This is a genomic window from Saccharopolyspora sp. NPDC002376 (assembly GCF_053593195.1).
On the sequence record NZ_JBSFBZ010000016.1, the window covers coordinates 68,512 to 90,673 of the forward strand.

A 22,162-nucleotide genomic window follows, 5' to 3' on the forward strand; every position below is an offset into this window, starting at 1 on the left:
TCCCCGACCGGGAAGACGCCCTCCGCGAGCCGCTCCGCGCGTTATGAAGGTGCGCCGTTGATCGCCTTGTCATCGGAGTCGCCGGAGGGGGATGACTCCGCGATCGACGTCGAGCGCCGCTTGGAGATCACCACCGCCGCGACGATCACCGCGACCGCCACCACCGAGATGCCGATGCGCACCGCGGGGTTCGCGGTGTCGCCGACGGTGAAGGCCACCACGGCCGGCGCGATCAGCAGCGACACCAGGTTCATCACCTTCAGCAGCGGGTTGATCGCCGGACCCGCGGTGTCCTTGAACGGGTCGCCGACGGTGTCACCGATGACCGTGGCCGAGTGCGCCTCGGAACCCTTGCCGCCGTGGTAGCCGTCCTCGACCAGCTTCTTCGCGTTGTCCCAGGCACCACCGGAGTTGGCCAGGAAGATCGCCATCAGCGTGCCGGTGGCGATGGCACCGGCCAGGTAGCCGGCCAGCGGACCGACGCCGAGGCCGAAGCCGACCGCGATCGGCGCCAGCACCGCGAGCAGACCCGGCGTGGCCAGCTCGCGCAGCGAGTCGCGGGTGCAGATGTCGACGACCCGGCCGTACTCGGGGCGCTCCGAGCCGTCCATGATCCCCGGCTTGTCCCGGAACTGGCGGCGCACCTCGTAGACCACCGCGCCCGCAGCGCGCGAGACAGCGTTGATCGCCAGACCGGAGAACAGGAACACCACCGCGGCACCGATGATCAGGCCCACCAGCACGTTCGGCGCGTAGACGAAGAACTCCGAGACGCTGAGGTGACCGGCCACGTCGTGCAGCGCCGCGCCGATCGCATCGGTGTAGGAGCCGAACAGCGCGGTCGCGGCGAGCACCGCGGTGGCGATCGCGATGCCCTTGGTGATCGCCTTGGTGGTGTTGCCGACGGCGTCGAGCTCGGTGAGGATCTTCGCGCCGTCGCCCTCGACGTCGCCGGACATCTCCGCGATGCCCTGCGCGTTGTCGCTGACCGGGCCGAAGGTGTCCATCGCGACGATCACGCCGACGGTGGTCAGCAGACCGCAGCCGGCCAGCGCGATGGCGAACAGCGCCACCGGCAGCGAACCGGACAGCAGGAACGCGCCGAACACCGCCGCGCCGATGATCAGCGCGGTGTAGACGGCGGATTCGAAACCGACCGACAGGCCGGAGAGGATCACGGTGGCCGCACCGGTCAGCGAGGACTTGCCGACGTCCTGCACCGGGCGGTGCTCGGTGGCGGTGAAGTAGCCGGTGATCTTGAGGATGACCACCGCGAGCAGGATGCCGATGATCACCGCGACCAGCGCGATCACCGCCGGGTTGCCGCTGGTCTGCTGCAGCGCCGGGGACACGCCGTTGAGGTCGGCGAAGGAGCTCGGCAGGTACAGCAGCGCGGCGACGGCGCACAGCACCGCCGAGATCCCCGCGGAGATGTAGAACGACCGGTTGATCGCGACCAGCGCGCTCTCCCCGCTGCGGGCCTTGGTGATGTACACGCCGATCACGGCGGTCAGCACGCCGATGGCCGGCACGATCAGCGGGAACAGCAGGCCGTGCAGGCCGAACGCGGCGGTGCCGAGGATCAGCGAGGCCACCAGGGTCACCGCGTAGGACTCGAACAGGTCGGCCGCCATGCCGGCGCAGTCGCCGACGTTGTCCCCGACGTTGTCGGCGATGGTGGCGGCGTTGCGCGGGTCGTCCTCGGGGATGTTCTGCTCGACCTTGCCGACCAGGTCGGCGCCCACGTCGGCGGCCTTGGTGAAGATGCCGCCGCCGACTCGCATGAACATCGCGAGCAGGGCGGCACCGAAGCCGAAGCCCTCCAGCACGCGCGGCGCGCCACCGGCGTAGACCAGCACCACGAGCGCGGCGCCGAACAGACCGAGGCCGACCGTGGTCATGCCGACCACGCCGCCGGTGCGGAACGCGACGCGCATCGCCTTCTCGCGTCCCTCACCGGCTTCGCGGGCGGCCGCCGCAACGCGCACGTTCGCGCGGGTGGACAGCCACATGCCGAGGTAGCCGATGGTGGCCGAGAACGCGGCGCCGAACAGGAAGAAGACCGAACGGCCGATCTGCTCACCGATGGTTTCCGCGGGCAGCGCGAACAGCAGCAGGAACACGACCACCGCGAAGATCGCCAGGGTGCGGAACTGCCGGTTGAGGTAGGCCGAGGCGCCTTCCTGCACGCCTCTGGCGATGTCCTGCATCTTGGCCGTGCCCTGTCCGGCGGCCAGCACCTCCTTGATCAGGACGTATCCGAAGGCCAGCGCGGCCGCGGCGATCACCATGACCACGCCGACGACGGCGTACTCGGTGCCGCCGAGTTCGATTCCGGAGGCTTGTTGGGCGAGGTCCATCCGGGTTGGCGAGCTCGGTGGTGCAGCGCCCTGGGCCCAGCCGTGCTGGACCGGGGTGAGCAGGGACATCCGTCCTCCTGGGTTGTGCTCGGTTCAGCACCGGAATTCCCGCCGTTCTCGACCGGCTCCAGTGCGCGGTAGGCGGCCCCGCCCGCACGGCCGGTAATCGTCCTCTGGCCGTCCGTGGCGACGTCGTGGCTCGGAAGTCTATTCAGGCCACAAGTGGCTTACCTCACGGTGTGATGTGCACCTCTCTCCGACGTGGGAATTTGTTATCGCTTGATCGATTCAGCAGCCACCTTGATCACCCGTTCAGGTCGATCTTGATTTGGACCGAACGGGTGACATGAGGTATTGAGCGCGCCCCCGCAGGATCCGCCCGGCTTCGACGGCCGCCAGCCGGGCCCCCGACCGGACGGCCAAAACCAACCGATCGAGCGATACCGATACGACTGCGAGAACCGGGAACTCGTGCGCGGCACCCGCACCGGGCTGTGCGAGGCTCGCTGATGTGCGCGCAGCGGACCAGAACACAGGGAAGCGGTTGCTCGACCGCGTGCTGGCCGGGGTGCCGACCGGCGAATCACCGATCCGCCACGTCGCGCAGCTGCCGAACCGCCCGGCCCGCACCACCGACTGGCCGAAGTGGGTCCCGCCGCAGCTGGTCGACGCCCTCCGCGAACGCGGCGCTGAACAGCCGTGGGTGCACCAGGTCGAAGGCGCCGAAGCCGTCCGGGCCGGCGAGCACGTCGTGGTCGCCACCGGCACGGCATCGGGCAAGTCGCTGGTCTACCAGATGCCGGTGCTGTCCCGGCTGCTCGAAGACGACCGCGCGACCGCGCTCTACCTGGCCCCCACGAAAGCGCTGGGCGCCGACCAGCTGCGCACCGTCGACGAGCTCGGGCTGAAGGAGGTCCGCGCGGCCTCCTTCGACGGCGACACCCCACAGGTCGAGCGGGACTGGATCCGCGCGCACGGCCGGTGGATCTTCACCAATCCGGACATGCTGCACTACGGCATCTTGCCTGGCCACAGCCGCTGGGCCCGGTTCTTCCGGCGGCTCAGCCACATCGTGGTCGACGAGTGCCACACCTACCGCGGCGTGTTCGGATCGCACGTCGCACTGCTGCTGCGCCGACTGCGCCGGATCGCGCAGCACTACGGCGCCGACCCGGTCTTCGTGCTCGCATCGGCCACCGTGTCCGACCCGGATGCGCTGGCGGAGCGCCTCACCGGGGTGCCCTGCCGCGCCATCACCGACGACGGCTCACCGCGCGGAGCACGGACCATCGCGCTCTGGGAACCGCCGCTGCTGGAGGAAATCCTCGGCGAGAACGGCGCCCCGGTGCGCCGGGCCGCGGGCACCGAGGCGGCGCGAATCATGACGGAACTGGTCATCGAGGACGCCCGGACGCTGGCGTTCATCCGATCCCGGCGCGGTGTCGAGTTGGCCGCGCTCGCCGCACAGCGCGCACTGTCCGAAGTGGACGACGTATTGCCGGCCAAGGTCGCCTCCTACCGCGGCGGATACCTGCCCGAGGACCGGCGCGAGCTGGAGCGCTCGCTGCTCACCGGCGAACTGCTCGCGGTGGCGACCACCAACGCGCTGGAGCTTGGCGTCGACATCTCCGGGCTCGACGCCGTGGTGGTCGCCGGCTATCCGGGCACGCTCGCCTCGTTCTGGCAGCAGGCCGGTCGCGCCGGACGGGACGGCGAGGGGGCGCTGGTGGTTTTCGTGGCCAGGGACGATCCGCTGGACACCTACCTGGTGCACCACCCACCCGCGATGCTCGACCGGCCGGTCGAGGCCACGGTGCTCGACCCGGCCAACCCGTACGTGCTCGAACCGCACCTGGCCTGCGCCGCTGCGGAACTGCCTCTCGACGAGACGTCGTTCGGGATCTTCGGCGGCGAACCCGCGCAGCTCGCGGTGCAGGCCCTCACCGCGGACGGCGTGCTGCGCAAACGCCCGCACGGCTGGTTCTGGACCTCCCGCGAACGTCCACATCGGACGGTGGAACTGCGCGGTGCCGGTGGACATCCGGTCGCCGTGGTGGAGGGCGATTCCGGCCGGATGCTGGGCACCGTGGACCCGGATTCCGCCTGCGGCACTGTGCACCCCGGCGCGGTGTACCTGCACCGCGGCGAATCGTTCGTGGTCGACGACCTGGACCTGGAGACCGGTATCGCGCTGGTGCACCCGGAGAGTCCGGACTGGACGACCTCGCCGCGCAACGTCGTGGACATCTCGGTGCTGCGGACCATCGAGCGCCAGGACACCGGGCAGGGCGTGACGATCTGCCTGGGCGAAGTCGAAGTGACCTCGCAGGTCGTCGGCTACCTGCGGAAACGACCGTCCGGGCAGGTGCTGGACCAGGTCGCGCTGGACCTCCCGGCGCAAACCCTGCTGACCCGAGCCGTCTGGTATACGGTCAGCTCCGAACTGCTGATGAGCAGCGCACCGGGGGGCGCCGGGCTGGATCCGGCGCGCATCCCCGGTGCGCTGCATGCCGCCGAGCACGCGGCGATCGGCCTGCTACCGCTGTTCGCGACCTGTGATCGTTGGGACATCGGCGGAGTATCCACCGCGATGCACGTCGACACCGGGGAGGCAACGGTGTTCGTGCACGACGGGCATCCGGGAGGGGCCGGATTCGCCGATCGCGGTTTTGCCGCATTGGTCCCTTGGTTGGCCGCGACGCGGGAAGCGATCGCTTCCTGCGATTGCCCGGCGGGGTGCCCGTCCTGCGTTCAGTCGCCCAAGTGCGGGAACGGCAACGAACCGCTGGACAAGGCGGGGGCGGTGGCTGTTCTCGACGCGGTGTCGACCGTGCTCGGGGGTGGCGCTGGGTGAGGATCGGCTGGGCTGCACGACCGTCCACAACGGGTCTTGAGCACAGAGGAACCGTTGCGTGCTCGGATGTGTGCGTGTCCGGTCGCGTCGGGGCCCGGGCGCGGATGCCGATGCTCGGCGCCAGCACGGTCGGCAGGGTTAGCTGCTCGCCGCGAGGAGTTCTGCCACGTCTGGGTCGTTCTCGAGGTTCTCGCGACCCGTGCAGAGCGCTTCCTGCACGAAGTCCGGGGTGGGCAGCCGCCAGGCGCAGACCTCCGGCTTGACCCGCCAGTGCACCGCGCCGCCCGGGTAGGCGGAGGGTGGCATGGGCACCCAGCTCCCCTTGCCGTGCAAGCGGATTCCGGGCACGTCGGCCAGTTCGGAGGCGAGTTCACCGCCACCGGCCATCATGAAGTACCAGCGTCCCTTCGGGGTCGCCACGATCGGCACCGGGAAGCCCAAGGCGCGCAGCACCGAGGCTCCGGCCCGGCCGAGGACCGGGTCGACCTCGAGCGCGTCGACCGTGCTGCCGGTCGCGATCAGCAGGCTGTAGGGGTGCTCGGCCCACCAGGCCGTCACCTCGTCGGGGTTGGTGCCCAGCCGGGTCTGCCAGTCGCGGTGCACCGGCATCGGGCCGTGCTCCTGACGACCGTGCCGGCCGATCCAGTGGTCTCCATCGGGATAGGTTCCGGGAAGCACCGGCCAACCGCGCGAAGCGAATCCGATTGCCTGCACGCGCAGTTCGATCCGGCTGCTGGTCAACCCGGCCGGGTGGGCCGGGACGCCGCGGAAGGCGCTTTGCCACCTCTCCGCCGACCATTGCATCTGTTCCGCCTCCTTGCTCCACAGTGGGCGGTTGACCGGTGGTCTTCGGGGGAACCACCTGTTCTCGACCTCGTTGTCGTGAACTTGTGAAGTCGTCCCGCTCACACCTCTAATCAACGGCATGCCACCCCGCCGAGTACACCCCGCGTCGGCGACCGGTCGTTCAGCCGCGACGAACGCGCTCGTGCGGAACACGTCAGCAGAAAGATCATCTGGATGAACGGCTTCGGAAGCACTACGGCGCGGACTCCTCCAACCGTTCATCGACCGTTCGTCGCGGCTGCCCCGATCACTCGTCGATCGGCCCCGCGTGCGCCCGTGCGCTGGCCTTTCCTCCGAACGGCAGAGTCGCAGGAAGATCAGCTTGAACGGTCACGCGGGCGTTCCAGCCCTCCAATCGGCACTCGGTGACCGAGACGCGCATGCCGTCGGCGACTTCCGCAGCCCGCTCGCACGCCACTTCCTGCCCGTGCGGCGCGTGCGCAGCGGCGGCCAGCGCCGCTAGGTCGGCAGCGCCTTCCGCCCGGTGCCGGACGGTGGTCACCGCGCCGAGCTGGACGATGAACACGAGCAGCGTGAGCAGTGCCAGCGCCAGGATCGCGGACAGCGCCGTGGCCGCTCCCCGATCGCCTTTCATCGCACCACCTGCCCTTCGACGCCCGGTTCCAGCACGGCCACCGCCCGCGCGTGCAGCCAGCGGCCGGGCAGCTGGGCGGGCAGCGGCATGCTCACCTCCGTGCGGACGACGTCGCCGTCGACCTGCATCTCCAGCGCCGCACCTGCCGGTGCCATCCGGCTGACTGCTTCCTCGACGCGGGCCTGGTCGCCGCGCGCCGCCAGCCGCGCTGCCTCCACCGCCGCGTCCGTGCAGCGAAGGTGGCCGATCAGCGCGTTGGCCCCGATCAGGGTCAGCACGAACATCGCCATCACCGAGCAGATGCCCAGTGCGGCTTCGACCGTCACCGCGCCGCGGTCGGGTGCTCCGGCACCGTGCGGCACCGGAGCCACCTGTGCGGCCATCAGGCCTCGCCACCCTCCAGGCTGCGCTCGATGAGCCCGGCGAGCGCGTCCTTGACCGTGCCTCCGGTGACGATGTCGAACAGCAGCGAGGCGAAAGCGACCGCCGCCACCGTCCCCATCGCGTACTCGGCCGTCGTCATCCCGCCATCACCGTGCAGAAGCACGCGGAGTCGTCGAGCGGGAAGGTCCAGATTCGTCATCTCTCCTCCAAATGTCCACAATGGATTGATTGGTTACCAGGGCACGGTCAGCCGGTGCAGAGTTCCCATGACCACGGGAACCACGCCGAGGCACAGGAATGCGGGCAGGAAGCACAGACCCAGCGGCGCGGAGATCCACACCGTCGCTCGTTGGGCACGTGCTTCGGCCTGCTCGGTGACCGTGGCGCGGGCGTGCTCGGCCAGCTCGGCTGCCACCTCGGCCAGGCCCTGACCGGTGCGGGCCGTTCGTCTTGCCGCGCGGGCGAGTTCGGCGGTGTCCGGGTTCGACAGCGCCGGCTCCCAGCTCGTCACCGCGTCCGATCCGAGCGCGAGGTGATCGGCGACTTCGCGCAGGGTTCGGCGCGCGGCACCGGCGAGTTCGTCGGCCACCGCCTGCACGACCACCGGCACCGGCAGTCCCGCCCGCATCCCGGCGGCGAGCAGGTCCCAGCCGGCCGCCAGCACCAGCTGATCGGTGCGCTCACGCCTTCGGGCCACCGACCACCGGCGCGCGGCGATCGCCGCGGCCAAGCCGATCAGGCCCCCCATGACCAGGCCGAATACCTGCACGGCGACCGATCCCACGGCCAGCGGGAGCAGCCACACGACGGCGGATGCACGCTGCTTCGGCCGGGACTGCGGGCGCAGCGACCGCAGTCTTTCCCGCCCCGAGGCGCTGGGAGCGATCAGCACCGCAGCTGCCGCGAGCACCGGGGCGACTTCGATCACGACTGCACCGCCTCGGTCAGCCGCAACGTCCAGATCGCACCGGCCGCCAACAGGGCCACGCCCACCAGCAACAGCAGCTGTCCGACCAGTCCGCTGTTGAGCACCTCGAGCGGAGCCGATCCGATGGCTTCACCGAACAGCAGGCCGCAGATCGGCAGCCCGGTGAGCACCGCTGCCGTCGAGCGCGGACCGGCCAGCTTCGCCTCGACACCGCGGCGGAACGCCGTGCGCCGCTCGACATCGCGACGGACTGCGTCGAGCAAGTCGGCCAGCGCAACGCCGTGCCGTTCCGCCAACGCCCACGCCCTGGCGATCCGTCCCAGCGGCGCACGCAGCTCGACGAGCTCGTGTCCATGCAGGACGGTCGCCACATCGCCGCCGAGCCGAACCGTGGCCGCCATGTCCCGGAAAACGCCCGCGACCGCTGGCCCGGCCTCGTCCGCAGCACCTTCCGCCGCCGACGCGGGATGTGCACCTGCCCGCAGCTGAGCCACCAGCAGCCGCAGCCCCGCGGTCAGCTCGTCGGCTCGAGCGAGCCGCTCTCGCCGCATCCGCACGGACTGCCAGTAGTGCACGCCGAGCAGCGCCAGCCCCGATCCCGCGAAAAGGCCTGCCGGACCGCCTGAAACAAGCCCGGCGACCGCCGACACCAGCACCGCGAGCAGCCGCGTGTGGCGCACCGGCCCGAGCGCCGGCCGCGCTCGAACCCCGAGCCGGTAGCGGGAGTGGACCACCGGCCAGCACAGCACCGCTGCGGCCAGCAGCGCGAGGATCAGCACGGCAACGCACCTCCCCTCGCCGCCAACAGCGCGGCCAAGTCCCCCCGGCCCGATGCCCAACCGCCATCGCGCTGCCACGCCGGAACGACCTGAACCCGCTCTCCATCGCGCCGCATCACGCCAATGCCAGCCAGATACCGGCCCCGCTGCGCGCTCCGCCGAACGTGCAGCACCACCTGCACGGCCGCGGCGAGCTGGCTGTGCAGCGCCGTGCGCGACAGCCCACCCAAAGCCGCCAGCGCTTCCATCCGGGCCGGGACTTCCTGCGGAGAATTCGCGTGCAGCGTGCCTCCGCCCCCGTCGTGACCGGTGTTCAGCGCTGCCAGCAGCTCGCATCAAGACTGCTTAGGACCAACACAACGAAGGACGGCCCGGGCCCATTCTGCGACGGTCCGAGGCAGAGGCCGCGATTGGAGGCAACGCGATGACCGCACGCATCAGGATCATGGCCGACAGCCCAGAGGAAGCCGCCGCCATCCAGACCGCAATCGGCACCGTGCTCGACTTGGCCGGCGGCGATCGGGACTACCCGATGCGCAACGGGTTCGGGGTTCGTAGGTACCTCGAAGTGCGGTTGCCGCAAGCGCGCCCCGTGCGGGCGAGAGCCACACGGGTGGATCGGCCAGAGCTCGAACGCTGACCGAGTAGCGATCGGACGGAACAGCCCCCGGCAGCAGGAAGGCCGGGGGCTGTTCGCTGTGTACGTGGTTCAGGCGTTGAACTTGTTCGCCTTCACCGCGGCGAGGAAGTCGGCCCAACGCTCATTGGTGAAGCTGAGCAGACCGCCGTCACGGTCCTTGGTGTCGCGCACGCCGGTCATGTTGGGGGCGGTGCCGACCTCGATGCACTGTTCGGGGTTGTGCAGGCTCTTGGTCGACTTGCGCCAGTTGGTGAACACGGTCAGTCCCTCGTCGTCGGTGGATCAGGCAGCCGGGCGATATCCGTGGAGATCTGCACGAGCAGCCGTCGAGCGTCATCTCCTTCGACCGCGACCTGCCAGAGGCTGTCGGCGAGCCGGTTGTAGAGGGCGACGTCGTCGGGGTCGTCGGTGTTGATCTCGGTGTTGACGGTCTCGACGAACACGGTGTCGCCGATGATCCAGAACCCGCTGGCCGGGATGTGCGGCAAGCGAGTGTTGAGCGGGATGATGCCGAGCCGGACGGTCGCCAGCCCGCACAGGGCGATCAGCCGATCGATCTGCGCCACCATCGTCTGCGGCGGGCAGGCGAAGTAGCGCAGGGCCGACTCGGCTATGAGCAGTTCGACGTGCTTGGCCGAGTCGTAGAGCGCGTGCTGCCGCTCCAGGCGAATCTGCACAGCGGCGTCGGTGTCGTGCGGCACCTGCTGCAAGGCGGCGGCCGAGCTGAACACGTGGCGGGCGTAGTCCGCGGTCTGAACGAGACCGGGCACGACGACGAGTTCGAACGTGCGGATCGTGCGTGCATCCGCCTCGATATCGCGGCTGCGCTCTTGTCGTCGCCGGTGCCCGGTCCGCAGCTGCCGTTTCCAGCTGGAGGACTCCAGCCGGACTATCCGCAACTCGTCGCGGAGTTCGGTAGCCGTCGGTTCCGGAACCTTGGCGAGCTGCACCCAGGTCAGCAGATCGGCGTCGGTCGCGAGCTGCTTGCCGTTCTCGATCTTGGAAATCTTGGACGGCTGCCAGCCTGCAGCGCTGGCGAACTCCCTTCCGGTGTAGCCGGCGCGTTCACGGAGTTCGCGGAGTCGATCGCCGAATTCGAGCTTGTGCCGTTCGGGTGTGCTCACAGGTTCATCTCGTCGGGTCAGGAGGTCAGGACCGTTTCAAAGGGTGCCGCATGACTCCAGGCAAGTTCGCGCCACCTCCTGTGCTTGGCCACGGTCTCGGCCTCGTCGACGAGTTCGGCGGCGATCATGCCGTGGCTGTCGAAGTGCATGATCGCCACGAGCTCGTCGTCGAACAACCAGAAGTCTTGATCGGGCAGGTTGTGTTCGGCGGCGGCCGTGGTCGACATGACGCGGATGACTTCACCCGCCGCGGCGTTGCCTGGTGCCGCGAACATCTCGAACCGCAGGTAGTCGGTCAGGGGCTCGGTAAGCACCCGCACCCGTTCGAAACGCCGCCCTGCTGCGGTTGCCTGCCGGACGTTGGCCAGCCATTCCGTCGTGAACGACATGTCGGGAGTTTCGCCCGCGAGGAACTGCCGAAACGCCTCGGCCTCGTGCGGTTCCCGGTACTCGGCCTGGCATTCCCAGCGCCAGGCCGAGCGCGCGAAGGTCTCGAACAGCCGCCCGAAGTCCTCGCCGCGTACGAGCCGGGTCATCAGGTGCCCTTCGGCGCGAACCGCAGCAGCCCGGCGGGAATCTCGACCGCGGTTTCCGTTTCCGGCATCCCTCGGGCGTGAAGTGCCGCAAGGGCTTCCGGGTCGTCGATCTTGTAGCCCTGCACGACGAAGGTGCCGCGGTCGGTGGCGTACAGGTTCGGGCACGAGCCGTTGATGCTGGTCGTCCCCAAGAACTTGAGCTTCATAGCCCCTCCAGATCGTCGAAACACCGAGCATCCTGCAAGCAACACGAGCAACCGTCAACGCCCAACCGGGTGCCCTTCCGCGTCGCAGCTCCATCAGGCTCAAAGCGGCTACCCCGAACGGGCGTAGTTGCTTTGAAATTTCTCGAATTGCTTGCTTCGTTGCTCTTTCGAGCGTCACAGTCGTCGCTATGACCAGCATTGGCGCGACGTACCAGCCTCACCCGTTCCACTGGGTTCCGGCGGACGGTCAGCGGCACGCGAGCGCTGACGAGCACCCGCCGGGCGCGTCGATCTACCCAGACGGCACCGAGGTCACGACGCTGTGTGGGCAGAGCCTCACCGCCAATTCCAGCGAGACCGCGTGGCTGTGGGGAACCTGCCCGGACTGCAACGCCGCGGTGCGGACACGCGCCGGGCTGCGGCCGACGGCGAGTGCACGATGACCCCGGAGGAACGCCAGAAGTTCACGAAGCTCGCGACAACGATCCGGGGCGCGATCTTGGCGCTTGGGTACGCGGTCGACGACATCGAGGCAGGCCGCTGGAGCTCTGCCGAACTGCTGAACCTGGCGAAGAGCGTGGACAAGCTGGGGGAACAGCTGCGCGGTAGTGCGGCGATCGAGAGCAGTCGCGTTGTCATCGACTCGGTGAGGGCTGACCGGTGATCGCCGCGTTCGTCGCGACGAGCCTGCTTGGCACCGCGGGGCTCGCGCTGTGGGCGACGTTCTACTACGCCCCGGCCCGCCATGCCGGGAGCGGCGAGGGTGCGTTGACGGTCGCCTACCTGGTTGCACGAGTCGAAGCGGAAACCCGCGGCCATGGCCGACACCGGTTGCGCGAGCCGGTCGTCATGCGCGGCGACCTGGCCGACGCGCTCGCCGTCGAGGAAACCCGACGACTGCCCGTGATCGAGTCCGGGTTGCCGGTTGACGACCCCGTGGCGATGCAGCGGCATCCGGGGATGGTGCGCCGGCTGCTGGACGCGCTGCGCGACCTCGGTACCTGATCACGGTGGGGACGTCGCTGCCTTCCCCCGACCGGCGTCCCCACCGCAACGACGTGCCCAACCGTCACCGACCCCCAGCGGTGGCCGGGCACCCGGATGGCCGGGCAGGCGACGAGACGTCCGGCGCCACCCGGCCATCCACAGCCCCCGGCGCGAACTGTCGATGGCGAGCTGGTCCCGGCTTGGGGAAGGCCGGACCTGCGGCAGCAGGGTCGACGCGCGGCAACGGCGCCGCAACCGACCCGATCACGCCGGGGGCGCTCCCCGAGGAAACCGCCCCGGTGCCGAACCCCCGAACGGAACCAGCACCGGTTTCAAGCAACGTTGCCTGACCTGAGACGGAGGTCTCCATGACTTACCAGCTCATCGCCAGCCCTTACCCCGATGGTCACCTGGTCGTCAGTCCTGGCCGGGAAGGAGGGATCAAGCTCGGTGTGAACAAGTACGCCGAGCTTCGGGACGCCGCGTTCACCGCTGCGGTGCCTGACTGGCTGGCCGTTGCCGCCCGCGGTCAGTGGGGCATGGACGTGACCGGGAAGGCGGCCGGAGACACGATCAGGATCCGCCCGGATACCCCGTACGGCTACGCCCGCGCTTCCTACGAACTGAACCTCGGGTGTAACTACGACTGCGAGCACTGCTACCTCGGCGAGAAGCTGTGGGCGGGGCTGAAATGGCCTGACCGTCAACGGCTCCTGGACGTCATGGCCGAAGCCGGGGTCCTGTGGCTTCAGCTCACCGGGGGCGAGCCCCTCGTAGATCCGCTGTTCGCGGAAACGCTCGCCTACGCAAGTGGGCTGGGGATGATGATCCAGATCTCGTCCAACGGATCGACGCTGTACCGGCCGAAGGTGCTGGACCTCCTGAAAACCTACCGGCCGTACCGACTGACGCTGAGTCTCTACGGGGCGACGGAAGAGTCCTACGACGGGATGACCCGTAGCCGAGGCGCGTTCAAGCGGTTCATGTGCGGGCTGGAGGCGGCGCACGAGGCCGGGCTCTCCATGCGGATCAACTGCGTGCTCTCGCGGCACAACGCCCACGAGCGCGACGAGATGACGGCGATCGCCGACAGATTCGGCATCCCCTCGTTCGAGTACACCAACATCACGCCGACGTTCAGTGGCGGCGGCGAGGTGCTGCCCAGCCAGGCCCGCGAAGTGCTACGCAAGCACGACCCCTACACCGGGTGCAACGCGGGGATCACACACTTCCACTCCGATCCCCACGGGATGGCCAGCATCTGCAAGATCGGACGCGAGGAGCAGATCAACCTGCTCGACGAGGGCGTGGACGGCCTTCGGAAACTCGCTGTGATCGGAGACCGGCTCACCACCCGTCATGGCGGGTGCTCGGGCTGCACCCTCCAAAAGACCTGCGGAACGTGTATGCCGCTGGCGAATCTCTACCGGCAGGCCAAGGCCCCGCTGGAGCTCTACTGCCAGCACGGCAGTAGTGGCCCGATATCTGCGAGCGCGAAGGGGGGTGAATCATGACCGCTGTTGCAATCGAGCTGCTCTCGGGTCCGCCGGAGGAGCCTGACACTCTGGACCCCGACGCCGTGGAACTCGTCGCCGACACCGACGGTCTCATGGTGATGTGCGCGTGCAGCTCCTCCAGCGACGTCCCGTACCAGTGACCGAGTGACCGACCTGCGGGCGGCCCGGTGATCATGCCGGGTCGCCCGCCCTGTCTCGTAAGGACTTACTGTTGGCGAAACGTCTCCAGTGGGCCGATCTGCCCGGCTCCCTCATCGAGTCGATCACGGCCCGGACGGGGCCGATCACCTCGGGCCACGCCGTGACCGACGGGAAGAACTCGCCGCTGGCCGCCGCGCTGGAGACCCGCGACGGCAGGGTCTTCGTCAAAGGACTGCCGTCTGACCACCGCATGGTCATCACCCAGGCTCGCGAGGCCGCCGCGGCGCCGTTGGTCAAGGGGATTTCCCCCGCGTTGCTGTGGCAGTTCGATGAAGGCGGGTGGAACGTCCTGGGCTTCGAGCATATTGACGGCCGGTCAGCGCACTACGGGCCAGGCTCACCTGACATCGATCTGGTCGTGGAACTCATGCACGCCCTGAGCGACATCGAGATCCCGGCGGGTCCCGGCCCGTGGAAGCCCATCGAGACGCGCCTGCGAACCTACGTCGACGATCCCGCGGACGCCCTGGTCTTCGCTGGGCAATCACTCACGCACACGGACTGGATGCCGGACAACGTCTTGATCTCGCACGGTCAGGCGTGGCTGATCGACTGGGCGTGGGCGACGCCGGCGCAGTCCTGGACCGACCTGGCGTTCTGGCTGCTGCGACTCATCGCCCACGGCCACACCATTGCCCAAGCCGAGACCATCGCCGCACGGCTTCCCGCCTACGCTGCCGCCGATCCCGAGCATGTCGCCGTGTTCGCCCGCGCGAACAGGAACATGTGGAACGAGATCGAGCGGGATCACCCGATCCCCTGGGCACAAACAATGGCGGCGACCGCCCGCGCCTGGGCCGAGCACCATCGGGCGTGCCCGGATACTCGGCGTGATCTGACGTCGAAAACGGCGAAAGCGCCCCGCTAGAACCCAAGGTGCTTGGGTTCTAGCGGGGCGCTGCGGTGTTCGCGGCGTACGCCATCGAGTCACACAGTGCGCGGCAGTAGCGGGGCTCATCCAAGATCGCTGCATTGCCATCGATGGTGGAGGGCCAACTGTGAACTATCGCTACGCCGTGTTGTCTGACCTTCGTGTGCCGTTCGAGGATTCCCGCGCGCTCGCTTCGCTGTTGAGCTTCCTGGCGGCGTACCGGCCAGACCAGGTTGTGATCCTAGGCGGCCTGGTTGATGACGCTGCCGCGAACGCGGATCGTGCTGAGGTCATGGCACGAGCTCTCGCGAACGTGGTCGATCCGTTGCGCCGCTGCATGGATAGGCGCGTAGTGCTGTTGGGCGACCAATGCCCCGACCTACCGGGCGTTGAGTGGGGACCGGGAATCACGACGTTCGCACCAGGGTGGACGATGTTCGCGCATCAGGAGGTGGAGAAGCACGACATCTACAGCGGGCTTCCGGGCGCTTCGGCGCTGAAGCTTGCCAAGCGTCTCGGGGCGTCGGTCGTGATGGGAAGTACCGGCCGCCTGGGCAAAGGCTCATACAGCGTCGGCTACGACGGCGAGATCAACTCTACGGTGACGGGTGTTGAAGTTGGGCATCTGTCGGACCCGCTAGCGGAAAAGCACCGCCAGGCGAGCACGGAACAGCGCTGGCAACAGGGGTTCGCGCTGGTCGAAGTTTCCGGCGGCACCGTCTCCGTGGAACCGATCCGTATGAATCGCCGTGGCCAGTTCACTGTCGGCTCCCAAAGGTACGCGCCACCACAGCGTGCCCCGGCGGCCCGGCGTTGAGGTGCGGTGTTGGTTCTACTGGGTGATGATGAGCACTGCTCCTCGAAGAGGTACCAAGACTGTCGGCGGTACGGTTTACTGTCGAGGCTGGTCTGTGATGCGTGTGTGAGAGTGGGGGAGTGACCATGTCATACGTGGTATGTGACGCAGAGGTTGTTGATCTTTCCGCAGAGCAGGCCGCTGAGATGTTTGACCAGGTCACCCGCGAGGAGATGGGCATCAGCGGCGAGGAGTTCCTACGCCGGTGGGACGACGGCGAGTGGCGTGACCAGGACTTTGACGACGTGCCAGGTTTGGTCAACGTGTGGATGTATGTGCCGTTCGTTCGGTGAGCGCTCGTGCCCGGTCGGACTCCACAAGAAGCAGTTAAAGCGTTTCTCGAACCACTCCGTGAAGCCCTGAGTGTGCTTGACGGCCACGCGATGTTCTTGATCCCTAAGCGGGGCGCCTACCACAAGAATGTCGACTATGCATGGTCCTTGAATGGGCAGGACGGCATGCATCTCGGCAGCTGGGGCAGCTTCCGGGCGCAAATGCACTTCAGGATCATCGACGCTGACCCTGCCAAACACGAGGAGCCACTACGGGTAACCACCCGTAGTTACGCCTACGCATACCGCAAGCCAGACGGTACGGACGCGTGGCGAATCCACTGGCATCCAGTCGGCAACAGCCCGGCCAAAGGCCCCCACATCCATCTGCCGCCCACCTACAACGAGCACCTGCCGACCGGACGAGTCACATTCGAGCAAACGATCATGTGGTGCATCGAGTACGGAGCACCTCTGCGCTGCGAACGTGCCGAGGCTTTGAACCGTTTGGCCGCTGCCGAGGCGCCTCACGTACTGTTCCGCAGCTGGAGCGATCAGCCGCCTGCCGAACTGCGGTGACCTGAAAAGCAAGCGTGCCCCGCACCTGTCCGGAACTCCGGACAGGTGCGGGGCACGTTCTCATCCACGCGGGGGTGTGGGGCTTGCTGCGTTGTCCGCCGAGTCCGGCGGAGTGTAGATGGGTTGCCGGGCGGAGCCGAGCAACACCCGAGCGACTGGCAACGGAAGGTACGGCTCGGCCCACCGGAGCAGCGCGTAGACCGTGGCGAGCACGAACGGCACGACGAGCGTGGGCCCGGCGTCGCCGAGCGGATCAGTGAGCCAGTCGGGGGCGCCGGCGGTGATCAGCCACGCGACCAGGGCGGACCAGGCGGCGGGAACGATTGTGCGCAGCCACGCGGTGAGCTGGTCGCTCATGCTGCAGCCTCCCGCCCGGCGAGACGCTGCGCCAACTCGGTGACGATCGCATCGGCCTGGTCGGTGTTGTCTGCGCCGAGCGCGGCGCGTACGGACTCGGCCACGACCGGGCCGACGACCTCGGCCAGCATCGGACGCAGCGCAGCGGCGACCTTCGCCGGATCCGCCTGCCCGGCGGCGCTGATCATCGCCGGGAGCTGGTAGATCACGCCGTTGTTGTCGCGGATCGCGTCGACCGCGGAGAGCTTGATCTTGCTGTTGGGGTCGGGGTAGCGGCTGAGTTGTGGGGCGAGCAGTGCGTTGTGCAGGTCCACCAGCATCGCGACCACGGTGCGCGGACCGGTGGCGGTGCCCCAGCCCTGAATCTGGCCACGGTCGCCGCGAGGGCCGAGCAGCTCGTTTTCGATGCGGCTGAGCTGGGCTGCCTGTTCGGGGGTCAAGTCGCTGTCCTCCTGGGGGTTGGCCGCGGCGACGTCGCGGCGGAACTTGTCGAGGTCCACGCGGCCGGGGTCGATCTTCCCGGTCACGGAGGTTTCGCGGTGGCCGCGCGCGGCGTCGGCCGGGCGGCCGAGCTTGGCCAGCACCGCCCGCGTCGCCCGCACCGCGGCGGTGTACTGCTCGGGACTGGGCGACTGGTTGACGCCGTGGTAATCCCACTCGAACCCGACGTAGAGGGTGTTGCCGTCGCCGGCGGGGTTCGGGCCGGATGCTCGAGCTTTTCCGGCGTGGTTGGCGCGGCCCGCGGCGATCACATGCACCGTGCCGTCGTAGCCGATGACCGCATGGCACAGCGGGCCGTCGAGGTCGGGGCGGCCGGTGATGCACATCTGCACGGTGGGCGCGGGGCGGGCGTAGGACGCGGGGGTGGCGGTGTGGTGTTCGAGCACGCCGACCGGTCGAGTCGGTTGCGGGCCGCCCGTGGCGGTTCGTTCGCGCCAGCCGGGTGTTTCGACGACGCGGAGCCCGGCGGCGCGCAGCACGTCGGCGAGCCAGACCAGGGGGAGGGCCAAGGGGATCACCTCGTTGGGAGTGTTGTGGGCTTGCCGTCCTCTGTGGACGGTGTGCCGGGGGTGGCTGGGCCGTCGACGCATCCGATGCCGTCGTAGGTGCCGCCGTTGGGCGCGAGCAGCAGCACAGGCCGCAGCTCGTAGCCAGGCGGGCATGTCGGACCCGGTTCGCCTTGTTCGCCTTGAGGTCCGGGCGGGCCCGCGGGCGGCGGGTTGTCGGCGAAGTAGCGGGCCACTGCCGCGTCGATCTCGTCGGCGGTGGGCGGTCGTCCGGGTTCGCCGTCGGCGCCGTCGCTCCCGGCGGGCGGCGGGTTGTCCGCGAGGTAGCCCGCGACCGCTGCCGAGATCTCGCCGGCGGTAGGTGGGCGTCCGGGCTGCGGTGGGTGGGCGGTCAGGTACTCGGCGACGGCGGTGGTGATCTGGTCGAGCGTCGCCGAGCGTCCGGCCGGGGGCGGGTTGTGGCGCAGGTAGTCGGCCACTGCGGCGGCGATGTCCGCGCGCGACACCGCCGGCGGTTCGGGCTCCTGGCGGACCTCGGCGGCGATGCGGCAGGCGTCGCCGACCCGGGCCGCCACGCTCGGATCGGTGCGGCAGAGCTCTGCGAGCGGGTCGGCGACGGCCCGCGCGTCCTGTGCCGACTCGGCTGCCTGCTGCTGGGCCTGTGCACGTTGGTCGGCCTGTTCGTTGGCGCGTACCTGCGTGAGTACCTGGGCGCCGACGAGGTAGGCCAGCAGCGCCACGGCCACGGCGAGCAGTAGTAATCGGGTCCGGTTGAGCCGTCGCGTCATGGCGCATTCCCTCCTGCGCGGCGCGCCAGCTCGGCGGCCTGGTCCTCGGCGCGGCGGCGCTCGGATCGTTCGACGTCGAGCGCTAGGTGCAGTTCGTCGAGTTGCTTGCGCAGTGCGGCGATGTCGTCGCGGAGCTCGCGCAGTTCGGCGTCGTGCGCCTCGGCGATGCGCGCGAGTTCGGCGGCGTGGCGTGTTTCGGCGTCGCCGAGCGCGGCCCGGTAGTCGCCGCGGTCGCTGGCGGCGTGCCGCATGACGAAGGCCAGCAGCGCGAGGAGTGCCCCGGCGCTGCCGAACTGCGGTAGCGACTGGAACAGGGCGCCGGTGATGGCCTCCACAGATCACCCCCAGGGCATGTTGGGTCAGGCGCCCGTTTCGGGGTCGGTGGGTGCGGGTTCGTCGACGATGGGCGGTTGGATGACGACGACCTCGGGTGGATACGCCGAGGGCGGCGGATCGGTTGGGATCACGGGGGCACCGGTTTCGTCGACCAGGCCGCCGGTTTCGGTGTCCCACACCGCGGGCGGAGCCCATCCGGTGTTGTCGCCGACCCCGGGCGGTACCGGCAGTCCGCCGAACCAGTCCAGGGCCATGGTTGTCAGAAGGACGACTTCGGACATCACGCCTCCACTCCCCAGAGGGCCGGCCATAGCCGGACCCAGCCGGTTCCGGCGGTGCGGCGGGCCTGGATTTCGACGGTGACCGGTGCCATGTGGTTGCCGGGCCACAGTCCGGGCCCGAACAGGAAGGCGTTGGCCTGGTAGATGGTGTTGCCGACGGCGGTCACCTGGGCGGCGTCGGAGAACACCGCGCCGCCGATGAGTACCCGGATTTCCCCGGTGGTGCCGGCGGTGTCGGCGGCGGCGTACACCACGAGCGTGATCTTGGGGTGCTGGTGGTAGATCGATTGCACCCACTTGCCCGTGAACGTGGTCTGCTGCGTGCCGGGCCACTCCGGGACATCCGTTGGGATCATGGGTGTGGGGATGTAGGGGCGGGCCAGGCCGCGGCCGGTGAGCTTGTCCGGCGCGACCAGCGTGGCCCCGCCTGCGTCCTTGGTGATGAGCTGGGTGTTGGAGCGGCGTTCCAGCTCGGCGACCCGCTGCTGCAGCTTGCGGATTTCGTCGAGGGGGTCGCCGCCGGGGCGGGGGATCGTCGGCACGTTCACACCTCCGCGAGGGTGCCGGTGAGTTCCAGCTTGATCCGGCCGTCCGAATAGGACGATCCGGTGATGCGGGCGAGGTGTTCGCCGTCGGCGGCGAACGGGTGCCCGTGCAGGTCGAATTTCGCCCAGTCGCCGAGCCTCCACACGTCGATCCCCGGATACACCGACGGGTCCACGATGGCGCTGCGCGCTACCAGGGGGCGTTTGTAGGCGGCCAGGTGCGCGGCGGCGTAGTCGTTGAGCTCGGCCCGGTTGGTCGACGAGCTGTGGTCGCTGTTGGCGTCTTCCAGCGCGGGCCACCCGGCGTCGACCAACTCGTTGCTGAACGCGGTGCCGAACACCTTGGCGTTCTCCTGCCCGTCACCAGGGACCGCGACGTACGAGCACATCTGCGAAGCGTCGATGTCGAATTCGAGGTTAACCAGCCCGGTGCCGTAGTCCCACACCAGCGGCGCCGCCGGGTCGCCGAGCTCGGGTTGTCCGATGCGGACTTTCCAGCGGATTTGCTCGCCGGTGGCGGTGCGCACGAGGATCGGGCGGAAGTCCACATCCGGGCCGTTGATGACCTCGGACAGCTGCTGCAGGGCCTCGTCGACGGGCTTGTAGTCGTAGCCGTGATAGGTGCGTTCGTGGTCGCCATCAACGGTGACCGGCAGATAGTCCAGCGGGAGTTCCCGGCCGTATTCGGCGGTGGCGTGCTCGACGATGCCCTGCGCGATCCCCGCCAGCGAGCGGCCGGTGAACGACACGGTGGCGCTCGGCGAGGCTGGGTCGACGGCGGCGTAGGTCATCAACCTGCGGCGCCCGAACAGCGCCCACAGCGTCGAGCACTTCAGTTCCACACCGGATATGGCGGGGACCGGGGAGACCAGTGGCCCGGCCCATGCCACCGTGTTGCCCCACACGATCGCGAGGCTGAACCGCCACGGACCGCTGATGATGCCGCGCAGCACGTACGCCGGGGATCGATCGTCCCAGGTGTCGCGGCCGGTCGCGGCATCCAGCGGGCACGCGATCGACGCGGTGCCGCCGGCGTTCAGCTGCTCGTCGAACGACAGCGCGGAGTAGTCCAGCTCGGCCAGCACGTTCCCGGTCCGGGTGTGGAACACCAGCACCTCGAACCGCGGCGCGGTGCCGCGCTGCCGGTAGTCGGCCACGATCGCCTCCTACGGCAGTTCGATGACGCCCCAGATCGCGACGTTGCCGCCCTCGGGATAGCCGCTGGGGATCGTCGGGACGCCGGAACCGGGAGAACCCATCGCCGCGGTGATGCGGTAGTAGTTCTGGCGGCAGTCCGACGGCGAGGCGGGGAACATCGGCGACAGCCGCCTGCTGTTCTCCCAGACGAGGCACTGTCCGATGTAGTCGCCGCGGTTGTTCGCCGGGCCGCCCGGCACCCACAGGGAACAGCTGATTTTCTGGTGCACGGCGCCGTTGGTGAACCCGGGCGGGAGTTCGGTGTAGATGTTGCCCGGGGCGGCGTAGTAGCTGCCGCTGCCCCACCGGAACAACATGCGGACCGTGAGCATCTTGCCGATGACCTGGTACTTGGCGTTCACGCTGCCGCCGGTACCGAGGTTGACAGTGCTGCCGTCGGACTCGGATTTCAGCACGGCGTTCCACGATTTCCAGCCCGCAGCCGAGGCAGCGACAGACCATTCGGTTCCGGTCCACACCCCGAGTTCGCGGGTGGTGAGGTCGTAGCGGAAATCCCCCGCACCACCGCCGGGACGGTCGTTGTCGTTGTAGGACAAGCGAATGCCACCAGGGGCGCGGGTGAACAGGCGCCGATCGGTGATGTCGGCCAGCGTGATCGACGTAGCGGAGGCCTTGACGCGCACCGCGGACACCACCACACAGTTCAGGCCGGACACCGACGGCTCGGACGGGGTCGCCGCCGCCACCCCCCGGACGACCTCGACGGTGAAGGTCCGGGTCCCGGTGTCCTCGGCCGAGTCGACGACGCGGGCAATGACGAGATCGATGCGGGGGTTGGTCTGGTCGGCCGACGCGATGTCCAGCGTCCCAGAGGTTGGCAGGGTGCCGATGTAGCCCAGCTCCCCGGCCACCGGGATCACGCACTGCCCGGCGATGACCTTGACCCCCATGCCGGGCTGGTCGAGGGCGACGACGCCGAGCTGCCCGTTGGAACCCCCGCCACCGGGGAGCACGCCGCCTTCGCGGGTGAGGTTGCCCGGCGCGGTGTCGTTGCCACCGGCGAACGCCGCGGCGAGGCCGGCGCGCATGTCGCGGGGGTCGAGGCGCTTGTTGACGAACCACGGTGACAGTCCTTCGAGGACAGCAGGCATGTCC

At 69.0% G+C, this 22,162-nt stretch carries 30 protein-coding genes and 1 pseudogene; 11 read left to right on the forward strand and 20 right to left on the reverse strand.

Going from position 1 to position 22,162, the window contains the following annotated elements; genetic code table 11:
- Window positions 1-41: 41 nt before the first annotated feature.
- Window positions 42-2,360, reverse strand: a complete 2,319-nt coding sequence (locus ACWCO2_RS13675; RefSeq protein ID WP_450128113.1) for a sodium-translocating pyrophosphatase — start codon at window positions 2,358-2,360, stop codon at window positions 42-44.
- Window positions 2,361-2,871: 511 nt separating this feature from the next.
- On the opposite strand from ACWCO2_RS13675, the gene ACWCO2_RS13680 reads away from it, so the two are divergent.
- On the forward strand, window positions 2,872-5,214 hold the full coding sequence (locus ACWCO2_RS13680) for a DEAD/DEAH box helicase (RefSeq protein WP_450128057.1): 2,343 nt from the start codon (window positions 2,872-2,874) through the stop codon (window positions 5,212-5,214).
- Between the two features lie 138 nt (window positions 5,215-5,352).
- On the opposite strand, the gene ACWCO2_RS13685 is transcribed toward ACWCO2_RS13680, so the two are convergent.
- The 7 genes and pseudogenes from ACWCO2_RS13685 to ACWCO2_RS13715 all read right to left on the reverse strand — a co-directional run.
- Window positions 5,353-6,018 (reverse strand): bifunctional DNA primase/polymerase, encoded by a 666-nt coding sequence (locus ACWCO2_RS13685; RefSeq protein ID WP_450128058.1) that lies wholly within the window; start codon window positions 6,016-6,018, stop codon window positions 5,353-5,355.
- Window positions 6,019-6,307: 289 nt separating this feature from the next.
- Window positions 6,308-6,655 carry an Rv3654c family TadE-like protein gene (locus ACWCO2_RS13690; protein ID WP_450128059.1) on the reverse strand — a complete coding sequence of 116 codons (348 nt, stop codon included), beginning with the start codon at window positions 6,653-6,655 and terminating at the stop codon, window positions 6,308-6,310.
- A complete protein-coding gene (locus ACWCO2_RS13695) occupies window positions 6,652-7,038 on the reverse strand; it encodes a TadE family type IV pilus minor pilin (RefSeq protein WP_450128060.1) in 387 nt (128 codons plus the stop codon). The genes ACWCO2_RS13690 and ACWCO2_RS13695 overlap by 4 nt, the downstream gene beginning before the upstream one ends.
- Window positions 7,038-7,238, reverse strand: a complete 201-nt coding sequence (locus ACWCO2_RS13700) for a DUF4244 domain-containing protein (RefSeq protein ID WP_450128061.1) — start codon at window positions 7,236-7,238, stop codon at window positions 7,038-7,040. Before ACWCO2_RS13700 ends, ACWCO2_RS13695 begins: the two co-directional genes overlap by 1 nt.
- Before the next feature lie 33 nt (window positions 7,239-7,271).
- Entirely contained in the window at window positions 7,272-7,967 is a 696-nt protein-coding gene (locus ACWCO2_RS13705) for a type II secretion system F family protein (RefSeq protein WP_450128062.1), read from the reverse strand.
- Window positions 7,964-8,746, reverse strand: a complete 783-nt coding sequence (locus ACWCO2_RS13710) for a type II secretion system F family protein (protein WP_450128063.1) — start codon at window positions 8,744-8,746, stop codon at window positions 7,964-7,966. Before ACWCO2_RS13710 ends, ACWCO2_RS13705 begins: the two co-directional genes overlap by 4 nt.
- Window positions 8,740-9,081, reverse strand: a pseudogene (locus ACWCO2_RS13715) (ATPase, T2SS/T4P/T4SS family); the annotation flags it as partial. The gene ACWCO2_RS13710 and the pseudogene ACWCO2_RS13715, both read right to left, overlap by 7 nt.
- A gap of 89 nt (window positions 9,082-9,170) precedes the next feature.
- On the opposite strand from ACWCO2_RS13715, the gene ACWCO2_RS13720 reads away from it, so the two are divergent.
- Window positions 9,171-9,386, forward strand: coding sequence for a hypothetical protein (locus ACWCO2_RS13720; protein WP_450128064.1), 216 nt, complete (start codon window positions 9,171-9,173; stop codon window positions 9,384-9,386).
- A 69-nt stretch (window positions 9,387-9,455) separates the two neighbouring features.
- Here ACWCO2_RS13720 and ACWCO2_RS13725 read toward each other — a convergent pair whose 3' ends face one another.
- From ACWCO2_RS13725 to ACWCO2_RS13740, 4 genes are read right to left on the reverse strand one after another with little or no spacing between them, the layout of a single operon-like run.
- Window positions 9,456-9,644, reverse strand: coding sequence for a DUF397 domain-containing protein (locus tag ACWCO2_RS13725; RefSeq protein ID WP_450128065.1), 189 nt, complete (start codon window positions 9,642-9,644; stop codon window positions 9,456-9,458).
- Between the two features lie 2 nt (window positions 9,645-9,646).
- Complete coding sequence (locus tag ACWCO2_RS13730) at window positions 9,647-10,510, reverse strand: helix-turn-helix domain-containing protein (protein WP_450128066.1); 864 nt, start codon at window positions 10,508-10,510, stop codon at window positions 9,647-9,649.
- A gap of 17 nt (window positions 10,511-10,527) precedes the next feature.
- Window positions 10,528-11,046 carry a DUF6879 family protein gene (locus ACWCO2_RS13735; RefSeq protein ID WP_450128067.1) on the reverse strand — a complete coding sequence of 173 codons (519 nt, stop codon included), beginning with the start codon at window positions 11,044-11,046 and terminating at the stop codon, window positions 10,528-10,530.
- Window positions 11,046-11,252 carry a hypothetical protein gene (locus ACWCO2_RS13740; RefSeq protein WP_450128068.1) on the reverse strand — a complete coding sequence of 69 codons (207 nt, stop codon included), beginning with the start codon at window positions 11,250-11,252 and terminating at the stop codon, window positions 11,046-11,048. The genes ACWCO2_RS13735 and ACWCO2_RS13740 overlap by 1 nt, the downstream gene beginning before the upstream one ends.
- Window positions 11,253-11,440: 188 nt before the next feature.
- Here ACWCO2_RS13740 and ACWCO2_RS13745 point away from each other — a divergent pair, with 188 nt between their 5' ends.
- From ACWCO2_RS13745 to ACWCO2_RS13785, 9 genes are all read left to right on the forward strand, one after another.
- Window positions 11,441-11,695: a zinc finger protein gene (locus ACWCO2_RS13745; RefSeq protein ID WP_450128069.1), complete on the forward strand. Its 255-nt coding sequence runs from the start codon at window positions 11,441-11,443 to the stop codon at window positions 11,693-11,695.
- Entirely contained in the window at window positions 11,692-11,916 is a 225-nt protein-coding gene (locus ACWCO2_RS13750; RefSeq protein ID WP_450128070.1) for a hypothetical protein, read from the forward strand. Before ACWCO2_RS13745 ends, ACWCO2_RS13750 begins: the two co-directional genes overlap by 4 nt.
- On the forward strand, window positions 11,913-12,257 hold the full coding sequence (locus ACWCO2_RS13755) for a hypothetical protein (protein ID WP_450128071.1): 345 nt from the start codon (window positions 11,913-11,915) through the stop codon (window positions 12,255-12,257). The genes ACWCO2_RS13750 and ACWCO2_RS13755 overlap by 4 nt, the downstream gene beginning before the upstream one ends.
- Window positions 12,258-12,607: 350 nt before the next feature.
- Window positions 12,608-13,753, forward strand: a complete 1,146-nt coding sequence (locus ACWCO2_RS13760) for a radical SAM protein (RefSeq protein ID WP_450128072.1) — start codon at window positions 12,608-12,610, stop codon at window positions 13,751-13,753.
- Complete coding sequence (locus ACWCO2_RS13765; RefSeq protein ID WP_450128073.1) at window positions 13,750-13,896, forward strand: hypothetical protein; 147 nt, start codon at window positions 13,750-13,752, stop codon at window positions 13,894-13,896. The genes ACWCO2_RS13760 and ACWCO2_RS13765 overlap by 4 nt, the downstream gene beginning before the upstream one ends.
- Before the next feature lie 71 nt (window positions 13,897-13,967).
- Window positions 13,968-14,825 (forward strand): hypothetical protein, encoded by an 858-nt coding sequence (locus ACWCO2_RS13770; RefSeq protein WP_450128074.1) that lies wholly within the window; start codon window positions 13,968-13,970, stop codon window positions 14,823-14,825.
- A 130-nt stretch (window positions 14,826-14,955) separates the two neighbouring features.
- A complete protein-coding gene (locus ACWCO2_RS13775) occupies window positions 14,956-15,645 on the forward strand; it encodes a hypothetical protein (protein ID WP_450128075.1) in 690 nt (229 codons plus the stop codon).
- A gap of 185 nt (window positions 15,646-15,830) precedes the next feature.
- Complete coding sequence (locus ACWCO2_RS13780; RefSeq protein WP_450128076.1) at window positions 15,831-15,977, forward strand: hypothetical protein; 147 nt, start codon at window positions 15,831-15,833, stop codon at window positions 15,975-15,977.
- 72 nt (window positions 15,978-16,049) lie between these two features.
- Complete coding sequence (locus ACWCO2_RS13785) at window positions 16,050-16,535, forward strand: hypothetical protein (RefSeq protein ID WP_450128077.1); 486 nt, start codon at window positions 16,050-16,052, stop codon at window positions 16,533-16,535.
- Window positions 16,536-16,595: 60 nt separating this feature from the next.
- On the opposite strand, the gene ACWCO2_RS13790 is transcribed toward ACWCO2_RS13785, so the two are convergent.
- From ACWCO2_RS13790 to ACWCO2_RS13825, 8 genes are read right to left on the reverse strand one after another with little or no spacing between them, the layout of a single operon-like run.
- On the reverse strand, window positions 16,596-16,892 hold the full coding sequence (locus tag ACWCO2_RS13790; protein ID WP_450128078.1) for a hypothetical protein: 297 nt from the start codon (window positions 16,890-16,892) through the stop codon (window positions 16,596-16,598).
- Complete coding sequence (locus ACWCO2_RS13795; protein ID WP_450128079.1) at window positions 16,889-17,902, reverse strand: peptidoglycan recognition protein family protein; 1,014 nt, start codon at window positions 17,900-17,902, stop codon at window positions 16,889-16,891. The genes ACWCO2_RS13790 and ACWCO2_RS13795 overlap by 4 nt, the downstream gene beginning before the upstream one ends.
- A gap of 5 nt (window positions 17,903-17,907) precedes the next feature.
- A complete protein-coding gene (locus ACWCO2_RS13800; protein WP_450128080.1) occupies window positions 17,908-18,687 on the reverse strand; it encodes a hypothetical protein in 780 nt (259 codons plus the stop codon).
- Complete coding sequence (locus ACWCO2_RS13805; protein WP_450128081.1) at window positions 18,684-19,022, reverse strand: hypothetical protein; 339 nt, start codon at window positions 19,020-19,022, stop codon at window positions 18,684-18,686. Before ACWCO2_RS13805 ends, ACWCO2_RS13800 begins: the two co-directional genes overlap by 4 nt.
- Before the next feature lie 24 nt (window positions 19,023-19,046).
- The gene (locus ACWCO2_RS13810) at window positions 19,047-19,304 is read right to left on the reverse strand and encodes a hypothetical protein (RefSeq protein WP_450128082.1); all 258 of its coding nucleotides are present in this window, start codon (window positions 19,302-19,304) and stop codon (window positions 19,047-19,049) included.
- On the reverse strand, window positions 19,304-19,846 hold the full coding sequence (locus ACWCO2_RS13815) for a hypothetical protein (protein ID WP_143061330.1): 543 nt from the start codon (window positions 19,844-19,846) through the stop codon (window positions 19,304-19,306). The genes ACWCO2_RS13810 and ACWCO2_RS13815 overlap by 1 nt, the downstream gene beginning before the upstream one ends.
- A 2-nt stretch (window positions 19,847-19,848) precedes the next feature.
- Window positions 19,849-21,006, reverse strand: coding sequence for a hypothetical protein (locus ACWCO2_RS13820; protein ID WP_450128083.1), 1,158 nt, complete (start codon window positions 21,004-21,006; stop codon window positions 19,849-19,851).
- Between the two features lie 9 nt (window positions 21,007-21,015).
- Window positions 21,016-22,158 carry a hypothetical protein gene (locus ACWCO2_RS13825; protein ID WP_450128084.1) on the reverse strand — a complete coding sequence of 381 codons (1,143 nt, stop codon included), beginning with the start codon at window positions 22,156-22,158 and terminating at the stop codon, window positions 21,016-21,018.
- Between the last annotated feature and the right edge of the window lie 4 nt (window positions 22,159-22,162).

What these genes read in the sequence shown, in the direction of transcription:
- ACWCO2_RS13735 (WP_450128067.1), bottom strand. Translation starts at nt 11,046, where the DNA reads ATGACCCGGCTCGTACGCGGCGAGGACTTCGGGCGGCTGTTCGAGACC.
- ACWCO2_RS13700 (WP_450128061.1), bottom strand. Translation starts at nt 7,238, where the DNA reads ATGACGAATCTGGACCTTCCCGCTCGACGACTCCGCGTGCTTCTGCAC.
- ACWCO2_RS13690 (WP_450128059.1), bottom strand. Translation starts at nt 6,655, where the DNA reads ATGAAAGGCGATCGGGGAGCGGCCACGGCGCTGTCCGCGATCCTGGCG.
- ACWCO2_RS13685 (WP_450128058.1), bottom strand. Translation starts at nt 6,018, where the DNA reads ATGCAATGGTCGGCGGAGAGGTGGCAAAGCGCCTTCCGCGGCGTCCCG.
- ACWCO2_RS13740 (WP_450128068.1), bottom strand. Translation starts at nt 11,252, where the DNA reads ATGAAGCTCAAGTTCTTGGGGACGACCAGCATCAACGGCTCGTGCCCG.
- ACWCO2_RS13780 (WP_450128076.1), top strand. Translation starts at nt 15,831, where the DNA reads ATGTTTGACCAGGTCACCCGCGAGGAGATGGGCATCAGCGGCGAGGAG.
- ACWCO2_RS13675 (WP_450128113.1), bottom strand. Translation starts at nt 2,360, where the DNA reads ATGGACCTCGCCCAACAAGCCTCCGGAATCGAACTCGGCGGCACCGAG.
- ACWCO2_RS13825 (WP_450128084.1), bottom strand. Translation starts at nt 22,158, where the DNA reads ATGCCTGCTGTCCTCGAAGGACTGTCACCGTGGTTCGTCAACAAGCGC.
- ACWCO2_RS13810 (WP_450128082.1), bottom strand. Translation starts at nt 19,304, where the DNA reads ATGTCCGAAGTCGTCCTTCTGACAACCATGGCCCTGGACTGGTTCGGC.
- ACWCO2_RS13765 (WP_450128073.1), top strand. Translation starts at nt 13,750, where the DNA reads ATGACCGCTGTTGCAATCGAGCTGCTCTCGGGTCCGCCGGAGGAGCCT.
- ACWCO2_RS13720 (WP_450128064.1), top strand. Translation starts at nt 9,171, where the DNA reads ATGACCGCACGCATCAGGATCATGGCCGACAGCCCAGAGGAAGCCGCC.
- ACWCO2_RS13790 (WP_450128078.1), bottom strand. Translation starts at nt 16,892, where the DNA reads ATGAGCGACCAGCTCACCGCGTGGCTGCGCACAATCGTTCCCGCCGCC.
- ACWCO2_RS13745 (WP_450128069.1), top strand. Translation starts at nt 11,441, where the DNA reads ATGACCAGCATTGGCGCGACGTACCAGCCTCACCCGTTCCACTGGGTT.
- ACWCO2_RS13695 (WP_450128060.1), bottom strand. Translation starts at nt 7,038, where the DNA reads ATGGCCGCACAGGTGGCTCCGGTGCCGCACGGTGCCGGAGCACCCGAC.
- ACWCO2_RS13750 (WP_450128070.1), top strand. Translation starts at nt 11,692, where the DNA reads ATGACCCCGGAGGAACGCCAGAAGTTCACGAAGCTCGCGACAACGATC.
- ACWCO2_RS13800 (WP_450128080.1), bottom strand. Translation starts at nt 18,687, where the DNA reads ATGACGCGACGGCTCAACCGGACCCGATTACTACTGCTCGCCGTGGCC.
- ACWCO2_RS13760 (WP_450128072.1), top strand. Translation starts at nt 12,608, where the DNA reads ATGACTTACCAGCTCATCGCCAGCCCTTACCCCGATGGTCACCTGGTC.